General features: G+C 72.3%; 21 protein-coding genes. 14 read left to right on the top strand and 7 right to left on the bottom strand.

Translation table 11 applies throughout. The annotated features are described in order from the left end of the window. Nucleotides 1-129: 129 nt before the first annotated feature. On the bottom strand, nucleotides 130-1,926 hold the full coding sequence (locus tag AB0411_RS37120; protein WP_366421649.1) for an AMP-dependent synthetase/ligase: 1,797 nt from the start codon (nucleotides 1,924-1,926) through the stop codon (nucleotides 130-132). A 273-nt stretch (nucleotides 1,927-2,199) separates the two neighbouring features. Between AB0411_RS37120 and AB0411_RS37115 the strand changes: the two genes are divergently transcribed. The 6 genes from AB0411_RS37115 to AB0411_RS37090 all read left to right on the top strand — a co-directional run bounded on the left by AB0411_RS37115 (nucleotide 2,200) and on the right by AB0411_RS37090 (nucleotide 7,450). Next, nucleotides 2,200-2,976: a metallophosphoesterase family protein gene (locus tag AB0411_RS37115; protein ID WP_366421648.1), complete on the top strand. Its 777-nt coding sequence runs from the start codon at nucleotides 2,200-2,202 to the stop codon at nucleotides 2,974-2,976. Between the two features lie 252 nt (nucleotides 2,977-3,228). After that, nucleotides 3,229-3,732, top strand: coding sequence for an SRPBCC family protein (locus AB0411_RS37110; RefSeq protein ID WP_366421647.1), 504 nt, complete (start codon nucleotides 3,229-3,231; stop codon nucleotides 3,730-3,732). 2 nt (nucleotides 3,733-3,734) lie between these two features. Continuing rightward, nucleotides 3,735-4,937 carry an ArsA family ATPase gene (locus AB0411_RS37105; protein ID WP_366421646.1) on the top strand — a complete coding sequence of 401 codons (1,203 nt, stop codon included), beginning with the start codon at nucleotides 3,735-3,737 and terminating at the stop codon, nucleotides 4,935-4,937. Between the two features lie 103 nt (nucleotides 4,938-5,040). Next, nucleotides 5,041-5,514: a DUF5304 domain-containing protein gene (locus tag AB0411_RS37100; protein ID WP_366421645.1), complete on the top strand. Its 474-nt coding sequence runs from the start codon at nucleotides 5,041-5,043 to the stop codon at nucleotides 5,512-5,514. 123 nt (nucleotides 5,515-5,637) lie between these two features. Continuing rightward, nucleotides 5,638-6,579 carry an ROK family glucokinase gene (locus AB0411_RS37095; RefSeq protein ID WP_366421644.1) on the top strand — a complete coding sequence of 314 codons (942 nt, stop codon included), beginning with the start codon at nucleotides 5,638-5,640 and terminating at the stop codon, nucleotides 6,577-6,579. 121 nt (nucleotides 6,580-6,700) lie between these two features. Then, the gene (locus AB0411_RS37090; RefSeq protein ID WP_366421657.1) at nucleotides 6,701-7,450 is read left to right on the top strand and encodes an endonuclease/exonuclease/phosphatase family protein; all 750 of its coding nucleotides are present in this window, start codon (nucleotides 6,701-6,703) and stop codon (nucleotides 7,448-7,450) included. 1 nt (nucleotide 7,451) lies between these two features. On the opposite strand, the gene AB0411_RS37085 is transcribed toward AB0411_RS37090, so the two are convergent. Further along, a complete protein-coding gene (locus tag AB0411_RS37085; RefSeq protein WP_366421643.1) occupies nucleotides 7,452-8,054 on the bottom strand; it encodes a hypothetical protein in 603 nt (200 codons plus the stop codon). Beyond that, nucleotides 8,041-8,838: an alpha/beta hydrolase gene (locus AB0411_RS37080; protein ID WP_366421642.1), complete on the bottom strand. Its 798-nt coding sequence runs from the start codon at nucleotides 8,836-8,838 to the stop codon at nucleotides 8,041-8,043. The genes AB0411_RS37085 and AB0411_RS37080 overlap by 14 nt, the downstream gene beginning before the upstream one ends. 162 nt (nucleotides 8,839-9,000) lie before the next feature. On the opposite strand from AB0411_RS37080, the gene AB0411_RS37075 reads away from it, so the two are divergent. From AB0411_RS37075 to AB0411_RS37055, 5 genes are all read left to right on the top strand, one after another. Further along, nucleotides 9,001-9,747 (top strand): lysophospholipid acyltransferase family protein, encoded by a 747-nt coding sequence (locus tag AB0411_RS37075; protein ID WP_088797274.1) that lies wholly within the window; start codon nucleotides 9,001-9,003, stop codon nucleotides 9,745-9,747. 101 nt (nucleotides 9,748-9,848) lie between these two features. After that, entirely contained in the window at nucleotides 9,849-11,141 is a 1,293-nt protein-coding gene (gene macS / locus AB0411_RS37070) for a MacS family sensor histidine kinase (protein WP_403152823.1), read from the top strand. Between the two features lie 20 nt (nucleotides 11,142-11,161). Then, entirely contained in the window at nucleotides 11,162-11,806 is a 645-nt protein-coding gene (locus AB0411_RS37065) for a response regulator (protein ID WP_373866983.1), read from the top strand. A gap of 221 nt (nucleotides 11,807-12,027) precedes the next feature. Further along, on the top strand, nucleotides 12,028-13,056 hold the full coding sequence (locus tag AB0411_RS37060) for a 6-phosphofructokinase (RefSeq protein ID WP_366421641.1): 1,029 nt from the start codon (nucleotides 12,028-12,030) through the stop codon (nucleotides 13,054-13,056). Between the two features lie 169 nt (nucleotides 13,057-13,225). Beyond that, nucleotides 13,226-14,242 (top strand): 2-hydroxyacid dehydrogenase, encoded by a 1,017-nt coding sequence (locus AB0411_RS37055; protein ID WP_366421640.1) that lies wholly within the window; start codon nucleotides 13,226-13,228, stop codon nucleotides 14,240-14,242. On the opposite strand, the gene AB0411_RS37050 is transcribed toward AB0411_RS37055, so the two are convergent. Continuing rightward, a complete protein-coding gene (locus AB0411_RS37050; RefSeq protein ID WP_366421639.1) occupies nucleotides 14,208-16,325 on the bottom strand; it encodes an anthranilate synthase family protein in 2,118 nt (705 codons plus the stop codon). The genes AB0411_RS37055 and AB0411_RS37050 overlap by 35 nt on opposite strands. Nucleotides 16,326-16,577: 252 nt before the next feature. Between AB0411_RS37050 and AB0411_RS37045 the strand changes: the two genes are divergently transcribed. Continuing rightward, nucleotides 16,578-17,927 carry a class II 3-deoxy-7-phosphoheptulonate synthase gene (locus AB0411_RS37045; protein WP_366421638.1) on the top strand — a complete coding sequence of 450 codons (1,350 nt, stop codon included), beginning with the start codon at nucleotides 16,578-16,580 and terminating at the stop codon, nucleotides 17,925-17,927. Between the two features lie 174 nt (nucleotides 17,928-18,101). Continuing rightward, complete coding sequence (locus AB0411_RS37040; protein ID WP_366421637.1) at nucleotides 18,102-18,356, top strand: (2Fe-2S)-binding protein; 255 nt, start codon at nucleotides 18,102-18,104, stop codon at nucleotides 18,354-18,356. Between the two features lie 70 nt (nucleotides 18,357-18,426). On the opposite strand, the gene bfr is transcribed toward AB0411_RS37040, so the two are convergent. Beyond that, on the bottom strand, nucleotides 18,427-18,903 hold the full coding sequence (bfr, locus tag AB0411_RS37035) for a bacterioferritin (RefSeq protein WP_311626815.1): 477 nt from the start codon (nucleotides 18,901-18,903) through the stop codon (nucleotides 18,427-18,429). 155 nt (nucleotides 18,904-19,058) lie between these two features. On the opposite strand from bfr, the gene AB0411_RS37030 reads away from it, so the two are divergent. Further along, entirely contained in the window at nucleotides 19,059-19,682 is a 624-nt protein-coding gene (locus tag AB0411_RS37030; protein WP_366421636.1) for a sulfite oxidase-like oxidoreductase, read from the top strand. 21 nt (nucleotides 19,683-19,703) lie between these two features. On the opposite strand, the gene AB0411_RS37025 is transcribed toward AB0411_RS37030, so the two are convergent. Both AB0411_RS37025 and pknB read right to left on the bottom strand, forming a co-directional pair. Then, on the bottom strand, nucleotides 19,704-20,597 hold the full coding sequence (locus tag AB0411_RS37025; RefSeq protein ID WP_366421635.1) for a deoxyribonuclease IV: 894 nt from the start codon (nucleotides 20,595-20,597) through the stop codon (nucleotides 19,704-19,706). A 65-nt stretch (nucleotides 20,598-20,662) separates the two neighbouring features. After that, a complete protein-coding gene (pknB, locus tag AB0411_RS37020) occupies nucleotides 20,663-22,621 on the bottom strand; it encodes a Stk1 family PASTA domain-containing Ser/Thr kinase (protein WP_366421634.1) in 1,959 nt (652 codons plus the stop codon). Nucleotides 22,622-22,851 lie beyond the last annotated feature (230 nt).

The raw sequence follows: 22,851 nt of genomic DNA, 5'->3' as shown, positions 1-22,851 counted from the left end.
ACCCGGCCCGGGCCGGCCGCGTCGTCGCGCGGAGCCGGATCCCCCGCCCCGCAACGACGATCCGCCGCCGTGGCGCTGCCACGACGGCGGATTCCGGTGTCTCGGTGCGGCCCGCGCAGGGCCGGCACCCTAGGCGCGGTAGATCGCCTCGATCTCCTCCGCGAAGTCCTTCGCCACCACGTTCCGCTTGAGCTTCAGCGACGGCGTGACGTGGCCCGACTCCTCGGTGAACTGGGTCGGGAGGATACGGAACTTGCGCACCGACTCGGCCTTGGAGACGGCGGCGTTGCCGTCGTCGACGGCGCGCTGCACGGCGGCCAGCAGCTCCGGATCCTCGGCGACCTGGGACGGCGTCACATCGGCCGGGTGTCCGTGCTCCTCGGCCCAGCGGGGCAGGAACTCCTCGTCGAGGGTGACCAGCGCGCCGATGAACGGCCGGCCGTCGCCGACGACCATGCACTCGGCGATCAGGGCGTGGGCCCGGATGCGGTCCTCGATCACGGCGGGGGCGACGTTCTTGCCGCCCGCGGTGACCAGTATTTCCTTCTTGCGGCCGGTGATGGCGAGGTAGCCGTCCTCGTCGAGGGTGCCGAGGTCGCCGGTGTGGAACCAGCCGTCGGACAGCGCCTCCTTGGTGGCCGACGGGTTGTTCCAGTACTCGGTGAAGAGGTGCTCGCCGTGCAGCAGCACCTCGCCGTCGTCGGCGATCCGCACGACCGAACCGGGCAGCGGCTGGCCGACGCTGCCGATCTTCTGCCGGTCCCAGGGGTTGAAGGCGGTCGCCGCACAGGACTCCGTCAGGCCGTAGCCCTCCAGGACGGTGAAGCCGATGCCGCGGTAGAAGTGGCCCAGGCGCTCACCGAGCGGGGCCCCGCCGGAGATGGCGTGGGTGGCACGGCCGCCGAGGACGGCGCGCAGCTTGCCGTAGACCAGCCGGTCGAAGACCTTGTACTTCACCTTCAGGCCGAGGGACGGGCCCTCCGGGGTGTCCAGCGCGCGGCTGTAGGCGATCGCGATGTCCGCCGCCTTGTCGAAGACCTTGCCCTTGCCGTCGGCCTGCGCCTTGGCCCGCGCCGAGTTGTAGACCTTCTCGAAGACCCGGGGCACGCCCAGCACCAGCTTCGGCCGGAACGAGGCGAGGTCGTCGGTGAGGTTCTTGATGTCGGGGGCGTGGCCCAGCTTGATGGGCGCCATCACCGCGGCGACCTGCACCAGCCGGCCGAAGACGTGCGCGATGGGGAGGAAGAGGAGCACCGAGGAGTCGCCGGTGCGGAACAGCGGCCGCAGGCGTTCGACGATGTTGCCGCACTCGGCGAAGAAGCTGCGGTGGCTGAGCACACAGCCCTTGGGGCGGCCGGTGGTGCCGGAGGTGTAGACGATGGTGGCCGGGGCGTCCGCGTCGGCGAGCGCGCTGCGCGCGTCCACCTCCTCGTCGGAGACGGCGGCGCCCGCGGCCCGCAGCCGGGCGATGGCGTCCCGTTCGATCTGCCAGATGTTCTCCAGATCCGGCAGCCGGTCGCGGACCGACTCGACGGTCGCCTCGTGGGAGGGGGACTCCACCAGGCAGGCCACCGCCCCCGAGTCACCGAGGATCCACTGGATCTGCTCGGCCGAACTGGTCTCGTACACGGGGACGGTGACGGCGCCCGCGCTCCAGATGGCGAAGTCCAGCAGCGTCCACTCGTAGCGGGTGCGCGACATCAGGCCGACCCGGTCGCCGGGCCGCACACCCGAGGCGATCAGACCTTTGGCGGCGGCGCGGACCTCGGCGAGGAAGGTGGCGGCGGTGACGTCCTGCCACGCACCGTTCACCTTGCGTCCCATGACGGCAACATCCGGGTGCTGCGCGGCATTTCGGCGGATAAGATCCGTCAGATTGCCGTCCGCTGGGACCTCGTACAGGGCCGGAAGGCTGAACTCGCGCAAGACTGCTGCTCCTCAAAAGCGCCGGCGCCACGACGCTGTGTGTACACCGGCGGCGGTCCATGATCATGCAAGGGGGGATTGGACTGCCCGGACGTTACCCATGGGTATTGCTTTTGGGATAGGGGGGAAAGGCCAGATGTTCGATGCGTCACAGCTGGGGGACACGCCATGGGACTTGTCCCGCGCAGACTAGACCAGCGGGTCGGTGACCCGAAAGTAACCCTGACCTCCACCCCCCTCCCCGCACCGGCCCGCGCGATCTAGGGTGACGCCATGCGAGTGCATGTGGTCAGTGACGTACACGGCAACAGCCGGGACCTCGCGGCGGCCGGAACCGGCGCCGACGCCCTGCTGTGCCTGGGTGACCTGGTCCTCTTCCTCGACTACGCCGACCACTCGCGCGGCATCTTCCCCGAACTCTTCGGCGCCGCGAACGCGAGCGCCCTCGTCGAACTGCGCACCGCCCGCCGCTTCGAGGAGGCCCGTGCACTGGGCCGCCGGCTGTGGGGCGAGCTCGACCGCACGGGCGTGAGCCGGGAGTCGGTCATCGAGGGCGCGGTCCGCAAGCAGTACGCCGAACTCTTCGCGGCCTTCCCCACCCCCACGTACGCCACCTACGGCAACGTCGACATCCCGCGCCTGTGGCCCGAGTACGCCGCGGCCGGTACCACCGTTCTCGACGGCCAACGCGTGGAGATCGGCGGCCGGGTCTTCGGGTTCGTCGGCGGCGGACTCAGCACACCGATGCGCACCCCTTACGAGATCGGCGACGAGGAGTTCGCCGCCAAGGTCGAGGCGGTCGGCGAGGTGGACGTGCTGTGCAGCCACATCCCGCCGGACGTCCCCGAGCTCTGCTACGACACCGTCGCCCGCCGCTTCGAGCGCGGCAGCGCGGCCCTGCTGCACGCCATCCGCACCACCCGGCCGCGCTACGCCCTCTTCGGCCATGTGCACCAGCCGCTCGCCCGCCGGGTCCGCATCGGCGGCACGGAATGCATCAATGTCGGCCATTTCAATGCGACCGGAACGCCGTATGTCATGGAGTGGTGAGACCGCGGGCCCCGGGGCATGAGCCCGGTGACGGGCGGCCGGGGGAGCGTCCCGCCCCGTCGTGGCGGGCCTGCTGGTGTCCGCCCGCGTTCCCCCGCGCGGTAGCCTTCAGCAGCAGAGACACCGCGTCATGGGGTCTCCCCCCGCTCAAGGGGGTGCCCCCGCTCCGGCGAAGCCGGGAACGGGGGAGGCAGGGAGAGCCGGGGGAAGAGTCGGCGGACCGGCACGAATCGGCATGGAGGAGTCACGGCGATGGCCGAACACACCAGCTCGAGCATCACGATCGAGGCGGCACCCGCCGACGTGATGGGAGTGATCGCCGACTTTGACCGCTATCCGGAGTGGACCGGCGAGGTCAAAGAGGCAGAGGTCCTGGACAAGGACGACCACGGCCGCGCCGCGCAGGTGCGCCTGCTGCTGGACGCCGGAGCGATCAAGGACGACCACACCCTCGCCTACACCTGGACCGGCGAGAACGAGGTCAGCTGGTCCCTGGTCAAGTCGCAGATGCTGCGCGCCCTCGACGGCTCCTACCGCCTCGCCGCGCTGGGCAACGGCGCGCGCACCGAGGTGACGTACCAGCTCACCGTCGACGTCAAGATCCCGATGCTCGGCATGATCAAGCGCAAGGCGGAGAAGGTCATCATCGACCGCGCGCTGGCCGGGCTGAAGAAGCGCGTCGAGAGCGGCCCCGCCGACCACACCGCGGACGCCGCCGACACGACCGCTTCCGCCGACGAGGCCAAGAAGCTCTGAGCGTGCGCATCGTCCTCGTCACGGGCCCCGGCGGCGCGGGCCGCACCACGCTCGCCGCCGCCACCGCCCTGGCCGGCGCCCGCCGGGGCACCCGTGCACTCCTGCTCACCACCGAGAGCTGCGCCCCGGAAGCGGTCCTGGGTACGCCCCTCGGCGCCGACGCCCCCACCCCGATAGCACCGGGCCTGCACGCCCTGCGCGTCGATCCCGGCGACCGCTTCCGCCAGGAGTTCCTGGCCTTCCAGGAGCGGGCCGGCGCGGCCCTCGACCTGCTCGGCGCCAGCCCCCTCGACGAGGACGAGCTCACCGAACTCCCCGGCTCCGAGGACTTCGCGCTGCTGCAGGCGCTGCGCGCCGAACACGCCTCGGGCGACTGGGACCTGATCGTCGTCGACATGCCCCCGGCCGCCGAGGCGATCCGGCTGCTCGGCCTGCCGGCCCAGGTCCGCCGCTATCTGCGCCGGCTGCTGCCCCCCGAGCGCCAGGCGGCCCGTGCGCTGCGCCCGGTGCTCGCCCAGCTCGCCGGCGTCCCGATGCCGGCCCAGAAGCTCTACGACGCCGCCGAGCGCTGGGAGCGCGAACTCGCCGCCGTCCAGCGGGCGATCGACGACCCCGGCACGTCCGTGCGCCTGGTCACCGACGCCGGTCCGGTCGCCGCCGCCAACCTGCGCACCCTCCGCGCCGGCCTGGCGCTGCAGGGCCGGCGCACCGACGGCCTGGTCGTCAACCGGCTGCTGCCCACCGGCTCGGCGGATCCGTTCCTCGCCGCGCTCTCCGGCGGCCAGCAGACCGCCCTCAAGGCGCTGCGCGAGGAGTTCCCCGACATCCCCGTCCACGAGGTGGCCCACCTGGGCCGCGACCCGCAGGGTGTCGACGAGCTGGACGAGCTGATCGACGGTCCGGCCGGCGAGACCGGCGCCGCGGCGCCCGCGGACGGGCCCCGCCCCGACCCCTGGACCGTCGAGGACCGGCTGGCGGCCGACGGCATCCTCGTCTGGCGGGTGCCGCTGCCCGGCGCCGAGCGCAAGGGCCTCGGCCTGGTGCGCCGCGGCGACGAGATCGTGGTCAGCGTCGGCCGCTTCCGGCGGATCCGCACCCTCCCCTCCGCGCTGCGCCGCTGCACCGTCTCCGGCGCCGGACTGCGCGACGGCGTCCTGGAGATCCGCTTCACCCCGGATCCGGCCCTGTGGCCGCAGAGCGACTGAACGCGCCACCACCGTTCGGGTACCGTCAAGGGTGGGCCCCGCCCGAGGTGCCGCGCGCACCTCTTCGCCGTACCGCCTCGCCGCAGGAGTCACGGAGTTCCTCATGAGTGATGCCACCGAGCCCGCCGACCGCAGGGCCGCGCCCGATGCCGACGCCTGGGAGACGGCCTGCGCCGAGGACCTCGCCGAGGAGAAGGCCCGGCACCGCGCCGCCCACGGCCCGCAGCCGGGCAGCGCGGCGGAGGAGCTGCGCAAGCTCGCCGACGCGGTGACCGACAAGCTCGCCGGCATCCAGCTTCCCGGGGCACTGGGCGGCATCGCCGCGCAGGGCGCCGTCAGCCAGCTGTTCAAGCAGGCGAAGGCCGCCGTCGAGCCGGTCATCGAGCGCAACCCCGACCTCTTCGACCACCTCGCCGCGGCCGGCTCCGAGCTGCTCGCCGCCTACCGCTCCGCCGTCGAGAGCAGCGAGCGCCGCTGGACCCGCGAGGACTCCGGCGAGCGGCCCGAGGCCCGCCGCGGCGACGACCCGCGCGACGACGACGGTCCCACCGGCACCGAGCGGATCGATCTCGACTAGTCCCCGCCGCCCCGCACCACCGGGGAGGCCGCCCCGGTCCGCCGCCCGGAAGGGCGCGGCCCGGCGCCCCCGCCTCCGGTACGGTGGGTCCCGGCGGGGTTCGAGCGAAAAACTGAGGGACACATGGGACTCACCATCGGCGTCGACATCGGCGGCACGAAGATCGCGGCCGGCGTGGTCGACGAAGAGGGCTCGATCCTTGAGACGTGCAAGGTTCCGACTCCGCATGCCACCGAAGCGCTGACCGAGGCCATCGCGGACGCGGTGCGGACCGTCGGGGCCGGCCACCACGTCGAGGCCGTCGGCATCGGTGCCGCCGGCTATGTCGACGAGAAGCGGGCCACGGTCCTGTTCGCACCGAACATCGACTGGCGCCACGAACCGCTCAAGGACAAGGTCGAGCAGCGCGTCGGCCTGCCCGTGGTGGTCGAGAACGACGCCAACGCCGCGGCCTGGGGCGAGTACAAGTTCGGCGCCGGCCAGGGCCACAGCGACGTCATCTGCATCACGCTCGGCACCGGCCTGGGCGGCGGCATCATCATCGGCAACAAGCTGCGCCGCGGCCGCTTCGGCGTCGCCGCCGAATTCGGGCACATCCGGGTCGTGCCGGACGGCCTGCTCTGCGGCTGCGGCAGCCAGGGCTGCTGGGAGCAGTACGCCTCCGGCCGCGCCCTGCTGCGCTACGCCCGCCAGCGGGCCTTCGCCACCCCCGAGAACGCCGAGATCCTGCTGGCGCTCGGCGACGGCACCTCCGAGGGCATCGAGGGGCGGCACATCAGCGAGGCCGCCCGCCAGGGCGACCCGGTCGCCATCGACTCGTTCCGCGAACTGGCCCGTTGGGCCGGCGCCGGCCTCGCCGACCTCGCCTCGCTCTTCGACCCGTCGGCCTTCATCGTCGGCGGCGGCGTCTCGGACGAGGGCGAACTCGTCCTGGGCCCGATCCGCAAGTCCTTCCGCCGGTGGCTCGTCGGCAACCAGTGGCGGCCGCACGCGCAGGTGCTCGCCGCCCAGCTCGGCGGCAAGGCCGGTCTGGTCGGCGCGGCCGACCTGGCGCGCCAGGGCTGACCGCCCCGGGCCCGAGGGCGCCCCTCCTTCGTATGACACCGTCCGCCGCGCCCCCCGGGGGAGCGGCGGACGGTGCTCTATCTTGGCCCGCGTGACGATCCCGGTGATTGGACCCGCCGCCTTGATCCCGCTTCCCGACTCCCGCACCGAGCCCGACGGCACGGCCGTGATCCGGGTGCTCAGCTACAACATCCGCTCGATGCGCGACGACCGGGCGGCGCTGGCCCGGGTGATCCGGGCCTGCGCCCCCGATCTCGTGCTGGTCCAGGAGGCGCCGCGGTTCTTCCGCTGGCGCAAGGCCGCCGAGAAGCTGGCCCGCGCGGCCGGTCTGGTGTACGTCACCGGCGGCGGCACGGCCGCGGGCCCGATGATCCTTTGCACCCTGCGCGCCCATGTGGAGCGCACCGAGGACGTCCTGCTGCCCCGCACCCCCGGACTGCACCAGCGCGGATTCGCCACCGCGGTGGTGCGCGTGGGCGGGGCCCGGCTCGGCGTGCTCAGCTGCCACCTGAGCCTCGCCGCCAAGGAGCGTGCCGAGCAGGCCGGGCTGCTGCTGGAGCAGTTGGCCGCCCTGGGCGTGCCGTACGCCGTCGCCGGGGGCGACCTCAACGAGCGGCCGGAGGGCCGCAGTTTCCGCCGGCTGGCCGGGGCGCTCACCGACGCCTGGGCGGCGAAGCCGTGGGGCGGGGAGCTCACCTCCACGCCCCACGACCCGCATCAGCGGATCGACGCGATCTTCACCACGCCGGGCGTGGAGGTCCTCGGCTGCGGTGTGCCGCACGGGCTGCCGGGAGTACGGGAGAGCGACCTCACGGCCGCGACGGACCACCTGCCGGTGCTGGCCGCGCTGCGGGTGCCGGCCGCGGGCTGACTCACACCACCGCGCCGCTGCCCGGCAGGTCGTTGTCGTCCTCGTCGTCGCTCTTCATCCGGGCCACCAGGGTGGCGAACCCGCCGAGGAAGCCGCCGATGCCCAGGACCGTGATCCACCACGTCACCGGCTGCTGGAGCAGCACCATCGCCACCAGCAGCACCGGACCGCCGATCACCGCGATCCAGGCGAACTTGGCGGTGACATCGGCCTGGGGCAGCGGGGGCGGCTCGGGCGGGGTGAAGTGGCCCTCGTCGGTCTCGTCGAAGTCGTCGTCGGACGCCTGTGAGGGGGACCAGTTGCGCGGGCCGACGCCCGGCGCGAAGACGACGAAACTGCCCGGACGGGAGGCACCGGCCCCGCCGTCCCCGGGCCCGGCCCCGTCCTCCTTCGCGCCCTTCCCGGCGTCCTCCTCGGCACCCTTCCCGGCGCTCTCGGTACCGGCGTCCCCCGTCGGCGCGTCCTTGCCGTCGCCGTCGCCGTCGCCTTCGCCCTCGTCGTGCGGAGGGAACGACGGCTGGTCGCCGTAGCCCGCCACGATCTCGGCCCAGGCGGCCTCTTCGTCCAGCGGGTCCCGGGGGTCGCGGGGGCTACGCTCCGCCACTGGCCGCCGTCCCCTCCGAAGCCGCGTCCGCCCGTGCCTGCGGCGCGAGGCGGGTGATGAAGGCATCCGTCTCGCGGAAGATCTGCTCCGCGTCGTGGTCGAGGGTGGCGACGTGGAAGCTGCGCTCCAGGAGCGTCTGCCGGACGTCGGTCGAGGACACCCGGCTCAGGATGCGTGCGGAGTCCCCCGGCGGGACGACATGGTCCTGCGGGCTGGTCATCACCAGCAACGGCTGGGTGACGCCGGGGAGTTCGGAGTCGACCTGCTGGAAGAAGCGGCGCACCGAGTGCGCGGCGTGCAGCGGCACCCGGTCGTAGCCGACCTCCTCCGCGCCGGGCTTGGCGATGTCGCTCGTCAGCCCCTTGGTCGTCCGCACGAGGTGGCGCAGCACCGGCAGCAGCGGCCCGGCCGCGTCGTGGACCTTGTTGGCGGGGTTGACCACGGCCACCCCGCTGATGGCGTCGCCGTGCTTGGCGGCCAGCCGCAGCGCCAGCGCGCCGCCCATCGACAGGCCGCAGACGAAGACGGACGTGCAGCGCTCGGTCAGCGCCCGCAGCTCGCGGTCGACCTCGGCGTACCAGTCCTGCCAGGTCGTGATCTGCAGGTCCTGCCAGCGGGTGCCGTGACCGGGCAGCAGCGGCAGACTGACCGTGAGCCCCTGGCCGGCCAGATGCTCGGCCCAGGGGCGTACGGACTGGGGGGAGCCGGTGAAGCCGTGGCACACGAGGACGCCGACCTCTCCGCCGTCACGGCGGAACGGCTCGGCTCCGGGAAGGAGCGGCACCGGGGGACTCCGATCGATAAGGGGGCCTGGCGGGTTACCTCAGGGTACGCAAAGTGACGGCGGGCGGATAGGTCCGGCGGCAGCCGCGGCGCGAGCGGGTCACCGGGGCAGGTTAAGGTCTTTGCGTCACACACAGGAGGCAGTCGGTTGATCTACGGCGCAATGAAGTTTTCCATCGGCGGGTCGCTGAAGCTTGCCTTCAGGCCCTGGGTGGAAGGCATCGAGAACATCCCCGCCGAGGGCCCGGCGATCCTCGCGAGCAACCACCTGTCCTTCTCGGACTCGTTCTTCCTGCCCGCGGTGCTCGACCGCAAGGTCACCTTCATCGCGAAGTCCGAGTACTTCACCTCTCCGGGGGTCAAGGGCAAGCTGACGGCCGCGTTCTTCAAGGGCGTGGGCCAGCTCCCGGTGGACCGTTCGGGCGGCCGGGGCGCGGGCGAGGCGGCGATCAAGAGCGGCATCGAAGTGCTGGAGCGCGGTGAGCTGTTCGGCATCTACCCGGAGGGCACCCGCTCGCCGGACGGCCGGCTCTACCGCGGCAAGCCGGGCGGCCTGGCGCGGGTGGCGCTGGCCACCGGGGCGCCGGTCATTCCCGTGGCGATGATCGACACCGAGAAGGTGCAGCCGCCCGGCAAGATCGTGCCGAAGATGATCCGGCCGGGCATCCGCATCGGCAAGCCGCTGGACTTCACCCGCTACCAGGGCATGGAGGGCGACCGCTTCATCCTGCGGTCGGTGACCGACGAGGTCATGTACGAGATCATGAAGCTCTCCGGCCAGGAGTACGTCGACATCTACGCGACGGCGGCCAAGCGGCAGATCGCCGACGCGGCGAAGGCCGAGGCGGCACAGGCCGAGGCGCAGAAGAAGGCCGAGGCGGAGCGGGCCAAGAAGGCGGCCGCCGAATAACACACGGGCAGGGCCGAGACCGGGCGTGAGCACGCCCGGCAAGGGGGACGGCAATGACGGAAACGGACACGGACACCGGCACACGGACCGCGGGCGGCGCCATGGCCGCCAGACGCCATGGCACGCGCCCCCCGAAGGCGCTGCGGATGTCCGTCGAACTCCCGCTGTGGCGCGCGCTCACCGGCTACCGGATCCTCACCCTCGTCTACACCGCGTGCCTGGTCGCGCTCTCCTACCGGCAGTACGCCCATCCGCTGGGCGCCGCCGCCTACATGGGCGTGCTCACCGTCTGGATGGTGCTGACCTGGCGCTGCACCACCTCGGCGGAGCGCTGCACCCGGCAGTTCCTGGTCGCCGACCTCGGCTTCGCGGTCGGCGGCATCCTGCTCACGCTGGTGGTCGACACCCACGCCCGCATCATGGACGGCGGGCCGACGCTGCCGTCCATCTGGACGGCGGGCGCGGTCCTGGGCTTCGCGATCAAGGGCGGCTGGCGCTGGGCCGCGGTGGCCTCCACCGTCGTGGCGGTGGCCAACCTCGTCGAGCGCCAGGAGCTGGCCCGCGACACCATCCACAACGTGGTGCTGGTGTGGGTGGCCAGCGTCGGTCTGGGCTACGTCGTCGAGGTGGCCCGCTCCAGCGAGCGCACCCTCGCCCGCGCCCTGCAGATCGAGGCCGCCACCCGGGAGCGGGAGCGGCTGGCCCGTGACATCCACGACAGCGTGCTCCAGGTGCTGGCGATGGTGCAGCGGCGCGGCGCCGAGATCGGCGGAGAGGCGGGCGAACTCGGCCGGATGGCCGGTGAGCAGGAGGTCGCGCTGCGGACCCTGGTCGCCGGCGGGCTAGTCCCGCCGCCCGGGATCCGGCCCGGCGGCGCGGCGAGCGGGGTGCCGCATCAGACCGGCGAGGACGCGGGGGAGGGTGTCGTGGTGCCCGCCGGGGCCGCGCCGGCGCCGGCCGCCGACGGACCGTGCGACGTCCGGGCCCTGCTCGCGCCGTACGCGGGCGCCGGTGTCACCTTCTCCGAGCCCGGCGCCCCGGTCGCGCTGCCGCCCGCGGCGGCGGCCGAACTCGCGGCCGCTGTCAGTGCCGCGCTGGACAATGTACGGGTGCATGCGGGGGCCGGTGCCCACGCATGGATCCTGGTGGAGGACGAACCGCACGCGGTGCTCGTGACCGTCCGCGACGACGGCCCCGGCATCCCCGAGGGCCGGCTCGCGGACGCCGAGCGGGAGGGCCGCCTGGGGGTGGCCCTGTCGATCCGCGGCAGGCTGCGGGACCTGGGCGGCAGCGCGGAGTGGGTCTCCGTTCCCGGCCAGGGCACGGAAGTGGAGTTGACGGTCCCCAAGGGCACGGCGCCCGAGGGCGGACGACGGGGGAAGGCGGGAGCGTGAGCGAGCAGGGTCTGAAGGTCATGGTGGTCGACGACCACCCCATGTGGCGGGACGCGGTCGCACGGGACCTGGCGGCGGCCGGGTGCGAGGTGGTCGCCACGGCCGGCGACGGACTCCAGGCGGTGCGCAGGGCGCAGGCCGCGGGGCCCGAGGTGCTGGTCCTGGACCTCAATCTGCCCGGGATGCCCGGCGTGCGGGTGTGCCAGGAACTGGTCGGCGCCAATCCGGCCCTGCGGGTGCTGGTGCTGTCCGCGAGCGGTGAGCACGCCGACGTCCTGGAGGCGGTCAAGTCCGGGGCGACCGGCTATCTGCTGAAGTCGGCGAGCACCGAGGAACTCCTCGACGCGGTGCGGCGCACGGCCGCCGGCGATGCGGTGTTCACCCCGGGCCTGGCCGGCCTGGTGCTCGGCGAGTACCGCAGGCTGGCGACCGAGCCGGCCCCCGCGACGCCGGACGAGGCGGGCGCACCGCAGTTGACGGACCGGGAGACCGAGGTGCTGCGCCTGGTGGCCAAGGGACTCTCGTACAAGCAGATCGCCGAGCGGCTGGTCATCTCGCACCGCACGGTGCAGAACCATGTGCAGAACACCCTCGGCAAGCTGCAGTTGCACAACCGCGTCGAGCTGGTGCGGTACGCCATAGAGCGCGGCCTCGACGAGGCGTGACGGCCCGGCCGCGAAGGGCGTGACCGGCGCGGTCGCCGGCCGCCCGGTCGTTCCCCGAAAGGAGCCGCTCGTACGGGTGAACGCCCCGTACCAACTCCCCGGTAAATCACGGACCTCACCGTTTGTCCCATCCCGGAGTGACCCAGATCACCATTAGCGTGACCGGGGTCGGCTCACACACGGCCGTGCGCGGCCACTGACGGGATGTAGGTGAAGCAGCGATGCGGGTCGGAGTACTGACCGGCGGCGGCGACTGCCCCGGTCTGAACGCAGTGATCAGGGGCATCGTCCGCAAGGGCACCCAGGAGTACGGGTACGAGTTCGTCGGCTTCCGGGACGGCTGGCGCGGACCGTTGGAGGGCGACACGGTCGCGTTGGACATCCCGGCGGTGCGCGGCATCCTGCCCCGCGGCGGCACCGTCCTCGGCTCCTCGCGGACCAATCCCTTCAAGGAGCGCGACGGCGTCCGCCGGATCAAGGAGACGCTCGCCAAGCAGGAGGTCGAGGCGCTGATCGCGATCGGCGGCGAGGACACCCTCGGCGTCGCCGCCCGGCTCTCCGGCGAGCACGCCGTCCCCTGCGTCGGCGTCCCCAAGACCATCGACAACGACCTGTCGGCCACCGACTACACCTTCGGCTTCGACACCGCCGTCGGCGTCGCCACCGAGGCCATCGACCGGCTGCACACCACCGCCGAATCCCATATGCGGGTGCTCGTCGTCGAGGTGATGGGCCGGCACGCCGGCTGGATCGCACTGCACTCCGGCCTCGCCGGCGGGGCGAACGTCATCCTCATCCCGGAGCAGCGCTTCGACATCGAGCAGGTCTGCCGGTGGATCGAATCCCGCTTCAAGGTCCGCTACGCCCCGATCGTGGTCGTCGCCGAGGGCGCCATGCCCAAGGACGGGCAGATGGTCCTCAAGGACGACTCCACCGACTCCTTCGGGCATGTCCGGCTGTCCGGGGTGGGGGAGTGGCTGGCCAAGGAGATCGAGGCACGCACCGGCAAGGAGGCGCGCACCACGGTCCTCGGGCACACCCAGCGCGGCGGCACGCCCAGCGCCTTCGACCGCTGGCTGGCCACCCGCTTCGGGCTGCACGCCATCGACGCGGTGCGCGACGGCGACTTCGGGAAGATGGTCGCGCTGCGCGGCACGGACATCGTCCGGGTGCCGATCGCGGAGGCCACCGCCAAGCTGAAGACCGTCGATCCGGCGCTCTACGCCGAGGCCGGCGTGTTCTTCGGCTGAGCCGCCGGCCGCCGCCCCGTCCCGCGGCTGCATTCCGCCGTCCGCCGTCCGCCGTCCGGCGCTCCGGGCGGCACCCCCGGGCGAGGCGCCGTATATTCGCCCTACGCGATACATCCGGCCCTCGCCCCCGGGCGGCGGCGCGCCACCGGGGGGAGAACCGGGAGAGCTCGTGGAGATCGTCGCCTTCGGAGTGCAGGCCGATGAGCGGCCGTTCCTGGAGCGGGCCTTCGCGGGCCGGCACCAGGTCCGCAGCCTCGATGTCTTCCTCAACCGCGACACCGCGCCCATCGCGCACGGCTACGAGATCGTCAGCTCCAGCGTCAACGCCGATCTGGGCGCGGACGTCCTGCAGACCCTCGCGGCCGGTGGCACGAAGCTGATCGCCCAGCGCTCCACGGGCTTCAACAACATCGATCTGCAGGCAGCGGCCGACCTCGGGCTGAGCATCGGCCGGGTCTCCTCCTACTCCCCGCACGCGGTCGCCGAGTTCGCCTGGGCCCTCGCGCTGGCCGTCAACCGGCGGCTCGTCCGGGCCACCAACCGCACCCGCAACTTCGACTTCCGGCTGGACGGGCTGATGGGCCGGGATCTGCGCGGGCGGACGGCGGGGGTGCTCGGCACCGGCAAGATCGGCGAGGCGTTCACCCGGATCGCCCACGGCTTCGGGATGAACCTGCTGGGCTGGGACCTCGTCGAGAACCCGACCTGCACCGCGCTGGGCATGACGTACGTCCCCCGCGAGCGGCTGTTCGCCGAGGCCGACCTGATCTCCCTGCATCTCCCGCTGGTGGCCGAGACCCGGCGGGTCGTCGACGCCGCCGCGCTGGCCGCGATGAGGGACGACGCGATCCTGGTCAACTCCAGCCGCGGTGCGCTCGTCGACACCGCGGCCCTGGTCGAGACGCTCAAGGCCGGCCGGCTCACCGGGGTCGGCCTGGACGTCTACGAGGAGGAGGCCAGGTTCTTCTTCTTCGACAAGTCCCTGGACATCGTCGACGACGACACCCTCGCCCGCCTGATGACCTTCGGGAACGTGCTGGTCACCTCGCACCAGGCGTACTTCACCGAGGACGCGGTCGGCCAGATCGTCGAGGCCACCGTGGCCAACGTCGAGGACCACCTGGCCCACCGCACCAACGAGAACATGCTGGTCACACGAGGACAGCTGCCAGCAACTGCGCGGTGACCGAGGCGCCGTCCAAGGTCAGCACCGACTCCGGGTGGAACTGCACACCGGCAAAGCCCGGACCGCGCAGCGCATGCACCTCCCCGGTGTCCGCGTCCCGGCTCAACTCCACGCGGTGCATGGCGAGTTCCGTCTCCGTGCGGTCGTCGCAGCGGGCCGTGAAGGTGTTGTAGAAGCCGACGGTCTCCGGACGTCCGAAGAAGTCGATCCGCTCCTGTGCGCCCTGGTGGGGCACGTCCTTGCGGACGATCTCCAACCCCAGCTCGGCGGCGATGAGTTCATGCCCGAGGCAGACCCCGAGCAGGCCCTCGGGACGTCCGCCCGCGCCGTGCGCCGGCAGTTTCCCCGGACCCCGCCCGGCGGCGCCGCCGGTCCGCAGCGGGGAGCGGTGCCCGGCGAGCAGCTCGGCGGTCAGCGACCGCAGGAAACGCATCTTGGGGTCGGTGGCGTCCGACGGGTCGCCCGGCCCCGGGCCCAGCACGACCGGGCCCGGGTGCGCGAGGGCGGCCTCGCGCAGCCCCGGCTCGTCGAAGCGGCGCACGGTGACGTCCAGCCCCGAGGTGCGCAGCAGATGCGCCAGCATGGCGGTGAAGGTGTCCTCCGCGTCGACGACCAGCGCATGCCCGCTCAGCTCGGCGATCGGTGCGGTGGTCTGCATCCGCAGCCAGAAGGGCGCGAGGCCGGCGCGGCGGGCGTCGAGCGCGGCCTGCACCCGGGGGTCGTCGGCCAGCCGCTGCGCGCGGCCCCCGGCCGGCCCGCGCGCGGGTGCCGGCCGCACCCCCAGCGCGCTCAGCACCCCCGCGGCCTTGGCGTGCGTCTCGGCGACCTCGCCGCGCGGGTCGGAGGCGCGCACGAGGGTGGCGCCGACCGGCACCCGCAGCCGGCCGTCGGCGGAGATGTCGGCGGTACGGATCAGGATCGGCGAGTCCAGCGTCTGCGCACCGCCCGCGTCCCGGCCGATGAGCGCCAGCGCTCCCGCGTAGTAGCCGCGGCCCCGCCCGTCGCCGTCCACCGGCTCGTACCGCTCGATCACCCGGCAGGCGTTCTGCACCGGCGACCCGGTGACCGTCGCCGCGAACATCGTTTCCTTGAGCACCTCGCGCACGTCGAGGGTGGAGCGGCCGCGCAGCTCGTACTCGGTGTGCGCGAGGTGCGCCATCTCCTTGAGCCGGGGCCCGATCACCACCCCGCCCCGGTCGCCGACGGTGCACATCATCTTCAGTTCCTCGTCCACCACCATCGACAGCTCCTCGGCCTCCTTGCGGTCGTCGAGGAACGCCAGCAGGCTCTCGGCGGTGGGGCCGTCCTGCGGGTAGCGGTAGGTGCCGCTGATCGGGTTCATCACGACCGTCCCGGCCCCCGGCCCGCCGTCCCCGGACGGGGGCCCGCCGGGCCCGCTCCTGGCGCCGGTCATCCGGACGTGCACCTCGGGGCTGGCGCCGACCAGGGTGTGCACCCCGGGGCGGTGCACCACATACGTCCAGTACGCACCGCGCTCACCCGCCAGCAGCCGCCGGAACAGCGCCAGGGCGCCGGCCGCCGAGAAGTCCTCGATCGTGCCCTCGAACGTCCTGCGGATGACGAAGTTCGCGCCCTCGCCGGTGCCGATCTCGTCCCGCACCACCCGCCCGACGATCTCCGCATAGGCGTCGTCGTCCACGTCGAACGCCCCGTCCGTCACCCGTACCTCCTGCACGGGCAGCGCCGCCAGCACCTCGTCGAGGGGCAGCTCCGCGCTCTCGCGGGGGCGCAGCACGGCCAGCGGCGTGCCGTCGTCGTGGGCCCGGAAGCCGCGCTCGCGGATCTGCCGGAACGGGATCAGCGCGAGCGCGTCGGTCACCGGCGCGTCCGGCACCCCCTCGCCCAGCGGGATGTCCGCCAGCCGCCCGACCTCGTCGACCTCACCGATCAGCACCTCGACGGTGGGGGCACCTCCCGCTCGCGCGAAGCCGGGAGCGGAGGACGCCGCCTCCCGCCCGGGCGTGCGGCGGTGGAGCAGGGCGAACGGCGGGCAGGCGGGGTCGAGCAGCCGCCGGACGAGTGCGGCGGCGTCCGGGTGGGCAGCGGGGGGCTCGCGGTGCATGACGGGGTTCCTTCCGGGAGAGGAGGAACGGCCGCCGCACAAGGCTGAAGGCCGCCCCTCGGGCGGCCTTCGCGAGATGTGTGGAGTGCGCGCGAATCAGTGGGCCGCCGGATGAGCGGTCCACCACCAGTTGCTGTTGAGAGCCGGTCGCGTGCACATGCGGGGCACCCTACCGGACCGTCCGAGTGCAGTGCGTCTCAAAGTCCGGATACCGGGACGGACAGCCTCGCGGGACCCCGTAATGTGGGCAGTGTGACCGTGAACGCTGAAACCCACGCCGGTGGACACACCTGGCGAGACCTGCCCGCGGCGCAGCAGCCTGACTGGCCGGACCAAAAGGCTCTGCGCGATGTGATCGCGGAGCTCGAGTCCTATCCGCCGCTCGTCTTCGCGGGCGAGTGCGACCAGCTGCGCGAGCGCCTGGGAGCGGTCGCCCGTGGTGAGGCGTTCCTGCTTCAGGGCGGCGACTGCGCGGAGGCCTTCGACGCCGTATCCGCCGAGCACATCCGCAACAAGCTCAAGACGCTCCTCCAGATGGGCGCCGTCCTCACCTACGCCGGGTCCGTCCCGGTGGTGAAGGTCGGCCGGATCGCCGGCCAGTACAGCAAGCCGCGCTCCAAGCCCACCGAGACCCGCGACGGGGTGACGCTGCCGACCTACCGCGGCGACTCCGTCAACGGCTTCGAGTTCACCGAGGCGGCCCGGATCCCGGACCCCGAGCGGCTCAAGCGGATGTACCACGCCTCCGCGGCGACCCTGAACCTCGTGCGCGCCTTCACCACGGGCGGCTACGCCGACCTGCGGCAGGTGCACGCCTGGAACCAGGACTTCGTGAAGTCCTCGCCCTCCGGACAGCGCTACGAGGCGCTGGCCCGCGAGATCGACCGCGCGATGAACTTCATGAACGCCTGCGGGGTGGACCCGGAGGAGTTCCGCACCGTCGAGTTCTTCGCCTCCCACGAGGCGCTGGTCCTGGACTACGAGTCGTCGCTGACCCGCGTCGACTCGCGCACCGGCAACCTCTACGACGTCTCCGGCCACATGGTCTGGATCGGCGAGCGCACCCGTCAGCTCGACGGCGCGCACATCGAGTTCGCCTCGCGCATCCGCAACCCCATCGGCGTCAAGCTCGGCCCGACGACGACGCCCGAGGACGCGCTGACCCTCATCGAGCGCCTCGACCCGGAGCGGGAGCCGGGCCGGCTGACCTTCATCACCCGCATGGGAGCGGACAAGGTCCGCGACAAGCTCCCCGAGCTGGTCGAGAAGGTCACCGCCTCCGGCGCGCAGGTCGCCTGGATCTGCGACCCGATGCACGGCAACACCTTCGAGGCGGCCTCCGGCCACAAGACCCGGCGCTTCGACGATGTGCTGGACGAGGTCAAGGGCTTCTTCGAGGTGCACAAGAGCCTCGGCACCCACCCGGGCGGCATCCACGTGGAGCTGACCGGTGACGACGTCACCGAGTGCGTGGGCGGCGGCGACGAGATCTTCGTCGACGACCTCCACCAGCGCTACGAGACCGCCTGCGACCCGCGGCTCAACCGCAGCCAGTCGCTCGACCTGGCCTTCCTGGTGGCGGAGATGTACCGCGATCAGTGAGCCGGAAGGTCGCTGACCTGCGCTGACGAGCAGGGGCACAACGAGAGTGGGGCGCGGATCCTGTGATCCGCGCCCCACTGCGTTGTACAGCCCCCGCCGTGGCAGGTAAGGTAAGGGTAACCTCACTCAAGATCAGCCGGATGGGTGAGGTGCCTCCACGGAAGGTGAAGCCGCGTGTACGTCTGCTCCTGCTTCGGGATCACCGAGCAGCAGGTCCGTGACCACGCGGACACGGGCGCCTGCACGCCCCGTCAGATCGCTTCCGCCTGCAAGGCCGGCACCGACTGCGGCGGCTGCGTCCGCCGCATCCAGGCACTGCTCGGCCGGGGCGCCTGCCCCCGCCGGGAACTCATCGACACCGGCGCGCCCGAGCCGCTGGGCGCGGAGGCGGACGCCGTGGAGCCCGCGGCGCTTTCGGAGGCCGCGTAGCCCGGAGCGCCGACGGGGTTCTCCCGCCGCGGCTCCGTGGGAGGCGGAAGGTGGGCATCCGGCCGCTCGCTCAGCTCGGCTGCTCGATGACCTGGGCGATGTAGAGCGCCTCGCCGAGCTTCTCCACCAGCTCCAGCTGGGTGTCGAGGTAGTCGATGTGGTGCTCCTCGTCCGCGAGGATGTCCTCGAAGATGTTCGCCGAGGTGATGTCGCCCTTGTTGCGCATCAGCTCGATGCCCCGCTTGAGCCGGTCGATGGCCTCGACCTCGATCTGCCGGTCGGCCTGGAACATCTCCGTGACGGTCTGCCCCACCCGTACGTGGAACAGCCGCTGGTAATTCGGCAGAGCTTCGAGGAAGAGAATCCGGTCCGTCAGGATCTCTGCGTGCTTCATCTCGTCGAAGGACTCTGAGCGGGTGTACTTCGCGAGCTTCGTCCAACCGAAGTTCTCCTGCATCTTGGCGTGCAGGAAGTACTGATTGATCGCAGTGAGCTCGGCGGTCAGCTGCTCATTGAGAAATTCAATGACCTCGGGGTCGCCCTGCATGGCTGCGGGCTCCTTCCACGCGAGAAACTGGGCAGGTGCCGCATCCTCGCACCGCCCGGAGCGGGCCGTCCAGTAAGTGCATGCTTAGTGCGAGTTGCCCCAATCCCGCTCTCCCTGGTCATCGGCACCCCTTCCGGTCTGACACCATGGAGGGCATGGGTCAGCCGGAAAGCCGCGAAGAGGAGCATCCTCAGCTGCCTCCGGGACAACGGTTGCAGCGGGGCTGGCCGGTGACGCATTACGGACCGGTGCCGAAGTTCCGCGCCGAACGCTGGGAGTTCCGGGCTTTCGGCGCCACCGCCGACGACGCGAAACACTGCTGGTCGCACGAGGAATTCACGGCACTGCCGTACACCACGGTCGTTGCCGATATGCACTGCGTGACGAAATTCAGCATGCTGGGAGCCGAATGGGGCGGGGTGCGCACCCGGACGATCCTGGAACTCGCGCCACCGGCCCCCGATGTCACCCACGTCATGGTGTGGGCCGAGTACGGCTTCAGCTCGAATGTGCGCATCGAGGATTTCGCCGCCGAAAACTGCCTCTTCGCCACCCACCGCTCGGGTGAGCTCCTCACCGCGGAGCACGGCTTCCCCGTGCGCCTGATCGTTCCGCACCTGTACGCCTGGAAGGGCCCCAAGTGGGTCCGCGGCATCGAGTACATGCGGGCCGACCGCCGGGGCTTCTGGGAGGAGCGCGGCTACCACAACCTGGGCGACCCCTGGCGGGAGCAGCGCTACTCGTACCAGGAGGAGCCCGGGGACGGCCCCGAGCTCTGATCCCGGCACCCGCGGCGGGGCTCAGTCCCCGCGCAGCTCCTTGAGCCGGGCCACGTCCGCCGCGTGCCCCTCCTTGCCGCCCGGGGTCTCGACCACCAGCGGCACCCCCTCCGTCGCCGGATGGCGGAACAGCTCACCGAACGGCTCCGCGCCGATGTGACCCGCGCCGATGTTCTCGTGCCTGTCCTTGTGGGCGCCGACGACATCCTTGGAGTCATTGGCGTGGATCAGCTTCAGCCGGCCCTCGCCGGCGACCTCCACCAGCTCGTCCAGCAGCGCCTTCATGCCGCCCGGCGCCGCCATGTCGTGCCCGGCCGCGAACGCGTGACAGGTGTCGAGGCAGATCCCCACCTTGGGGTGCCGGTCCAGCGCCTCGAAGTACGGACCGAGATCCTCGGCCAGCGCACACAGCGACGCCCCCTGCCCGGCCGTCGGCTCCAGCAGCAGCCAAGGGTCGTCCGGATGCGTCAGCTCGTCGAGCAACGGCCGCATCCGCTCCCTGACCTGCGCCATCGCCGTCTCGCGCGGGCGCCCGCCGGTCGCCGAACCGGTGTGCACGACGACGCCCAGCGCACCGATCTCCCGGCCGCGGCGCAGCGAGTGGCGCAGCGACGCCACCGACCTGTCGACGGTCGCCGCGGTGTGCGAACCGAAGTTGATCAGATACGGCGCATGGACGTACGCCGGGATCCCCTCCCGGGCGCAGGCCGCCCGGAACGCCTCGTCCTGCGCGGGGCTGCCGGGCAGCGTGGCCCAGCCGCGCGGATTGGCCACGAAGACCTGGACGACCTCGTCGCCCATCTCGCGGGCGTAGGGAAGGCCGGTCTTCGCCAGGCCGCCGGCCACCGGTACATGGCCGCCGACCGGGTTGCGTGCACGGGCGCGCCGCTCGGCGCCCTCGGGGGAGGTACTCACGCTCCCAAGGGTGCCAGGTGCCCCGCGCCCGCCGGACGGCGGCCGCGGGGCACCGCGGGCGGGACCTACAGCGCGCCCTTGAGCTCGATGGTGATCGTGCCGCCCTTCGGCGCCTTCTTGCCCGGATCCACGGACTGGCTGTCGACGGTGTCCTGCGGGAACAGGAACGGCTTCTTCACCTCGACCTGGAAGCCCAGGTCCGTCAGCTGCTTCTTGGCGTCGTCGACGTTCTTGCCGGTGACGTTCGGGACGGAGATCATCTCCGGGCCCCTGGACAGCGTGAGGGTGACCGTGTCGCCCTTGCCGAGCTTCCGGCCCTCGGCCGGGGTCTGCCGGGCGACGGTGCCCTTGTCCTGGGTGGAGTAGACCGGCGCGTCGGCGAAACGCACCTGGAAGCCGGCCTCGCGCAGCGTGTTCGCCGCGTCCGTGCGGTCGCTGCCGAGGACGCCGGGCACCTCGACCGCGCTGCCACGGCTGACCGTCAGCCCCACCGCGGTGTCGGGCCGCCGCTTGGTGCCGCCGGCCGGGTCCGTACGGATCACCGAGCCCTTGGCGACCTCGTCGCTGAACTCCCGGTTCACGGTGCCGGGGATCAGCCCGCGGTCGCGCAGCTTGCGCTTGGCGTCCGCGACCGGGGTGCCGGACAGGTCGGGCACGGTGACGATGTCCGGGCCGCGCGAGACGGTGAGGGTGACCGTGCCCGTGCCGCGGATCCGCTTGCCGGTCGCCGGGTCGGTCTTCATGATGTGGCCGCGCTCCACGTTCGAGCTGAAGCCGCGCACCACCTTCACCTCCAGCCCCTCGTCCCGCAGGGTCTTCTCGGCCTTGGCCTGCGGCATGTCCAGCACCGCGGGGACGCTCGTGAACTGGCCCGAGGTGATGTACCAGGCGCCCGTGCCGATCCCGAGGGCCAGCAGGACCGCCGCGACGACCGTGACGAGCCGCCGCCGCCGGAGCAGCCCGCCGCGGGGCGCCTCCTCGGCGGGCACCGGACGCAGCCGGGTGGTCCGCTCGGACTCCTGCGGCACCTCCAGACGGCTGGTGCGGTTCAGCTCCGCCCCACCGTCCCCCGGCAGCGTCAGCTGCCCGCCGGCGCGGGGTATCACGTCCGTCGGCTCCGAACCGTCGCCCGCGGCCACCGCCCTCGCCTCCGGCGGCACGACGTCCAGCTGGGCGTCGGTCAGCTGCGCACGGGCCTCCTGCGCCCGGAACAGCAGCGCCACCGCGTCCTGCGGACGCAGCTGCGGATCACGGGCACAGGCCAGCGCGACCAGCTCGTCCAGCTGCGGCGCGAGGCCGGGCACCAGCCCCGACGGCGGCAGCACGTCCTCGTGCAGATGCTGGTAGAGGATCTGCGCCACGGTGCCGCCGGTGTGCGGCTTGCCGCCGGTCAGCATCTCGTAGAGCACCACACCGCAGGCGTAGACATCGACCCGGGCGTCCGCGGTGCCGTGCTCCAGCTGCTCCGGGGCGAGGTAGGAGACGGTGCCCAGGACGGAACCCGTCGAGGCGGTGGTGTTGGTGTCCACCGCGCGCACCAGACCGAAGTCGGCGACCTTCACCCGGCCGTCGTCGCCGATCAGGACGTTCTCCGGCTTCATGTCACGGTGCACCAGCCCGGCGCGGTGCGCGGCCCCCAGAGCGGCCAGGATCGGCTCCAGGACGTCCAGTGCCGCCCGCGGCTGCAGGGCGCCCCGCTCGCGCAGCACGTCGCGCAGCGTGCAGCCGGCGACGTACTCCATGGCCAGATACACGTACGTACCGTCCGTGCCCTGGTCGAAGACGCCCACCACATTGGGATGCGACAGCCGCGCCACCGACTTCGCCTCCCGGATGAAGCGCTCCACGAACGCCTCGTCCGTGGCGAGCCCCGGGTGCATCACCTTCAGCGCGAGCACACGGTCGAGCCGGGTGTCCACGGCCTGATAGACCGTGGCCATGCCGCCTGCGGCGATGCGCGCCTGGACACGGTAGCGGCCGTCGAGCAGCTGGCCCACGAGCGGGTCCTGAAGGGTGGTATCCACGGCAGACGAGTCTAACGGTCCACTGCGTTTGGCTTTTGGCCCACGTTTTTGGCTTTTCCGCCGTGGGGGTTGCTCGCCGGTTGCCGCCCGCGGCGGGGCCGCTGCGCTTGGTCTCCGCTCCGTTTTTGGCTGTCCCGCCGTTGCGCCTGCGGCGGGCGGTGCCGCTGCGCGGGGCTGTCGGGTGCCGGTGACGGGCCTGCGCGGGTGGGTGTCCGGACTGCTTCGCTTTA

Origin of the sequence: Streptomyces angustmyceticus (assembly GCF_040701845.1) — a bacterium.
Taxonomy (GTDB): domain Bacteria; phylum Actinomycetota; class Actinomycetes; order Streptomycetales; family Streptomycetaceae; genus Streptomyces; species Streptomyces angustmyceticus_A.
This window is presented reverse-complemented; position numbering and strand designations above follow the sequence as displayed.

Excerpts from the sequence above, each read along its gene's own strand:
- AB0411_RS37115 (WP_366421648.1), top strand. The coding sequence starts at position 2,200 with ATGCGAGTGCATGTGGTCAGTGACGTACACGGCAACAGCCGGGACCTC.
- AB0411_RS37110 (WP_366421647.1), top strand. The coding sequence starts at position 3,229 with ATGGCCGAACACACCAGCTCGAGCATCACGATCGAGGCGGCACCCGCC.
- AB0411_RS37100 (WP_366421645.1), top strand. The coding sequence starts at position 5,041 with ATGAGTGATGCCACCGAGCCCGCCGACCGCAGGGCCGCGCCCGATGCC.
- AB0411_RS37095 (WP_366421644.1), top strand. The coding sequence starts at position 5,638 with ATGGGACTCACCATCGGCGTCGACATCGGCGGCACGAAGATCGCGGCC.
- AB0411_RS37075 (WP_088797274.1), top strand. The coding sequence starts at position 9,001 with ATGAAGTTTTCCATCGGCGGGTCGCTGAAGCTTGCCTTCAGGCCCTGG.
- macS (WP_403152823.1), top strand. The coding sequence starts at position 9,849 with ATGGCCGCCAGACGCCATGGCACGCGCCCCCCGAAGGCGCTGCGGATG.
- AB0411_RS37065 (WP_373866983.1), top strand. The coding sequence starts at position 11,162 with ATGGTGGTCGACGACCACCCCATGTGGCGGGACGCGGTCGCACGGGAC.
- AB0411_RS37060 (WP_366421641.1), top strand. The coding sequence starts at position 12,028 with ATGCGGGTCGGAGTACTGACCGGCGGCGGCGACTGCCCCGGTCTGAAC.
- AB0411_RS37050 (WP_366421639.1), bottom strand. The coding sequence starts at position 16,325 with ATGCACCGCGAGCCCCCCGCTGCCCACCCGGACGCCGCCGCACTCGTC.
- bfr (WP_311626815.1), bottom strand. The coding sequence starts at position 18,903 with ATGCAGGGCGACCCCGAGGTCATTGAATTTCTCAATGAGCAGCTGACC.
- AB0411_RS37030 (WP_366421636.1), top strand. The coding sequence starts at position 19,059 with ATGGGTCAGCCGGAAAGCCGCGAAGAGGAGCATCCTCAGCTGCCTCCG.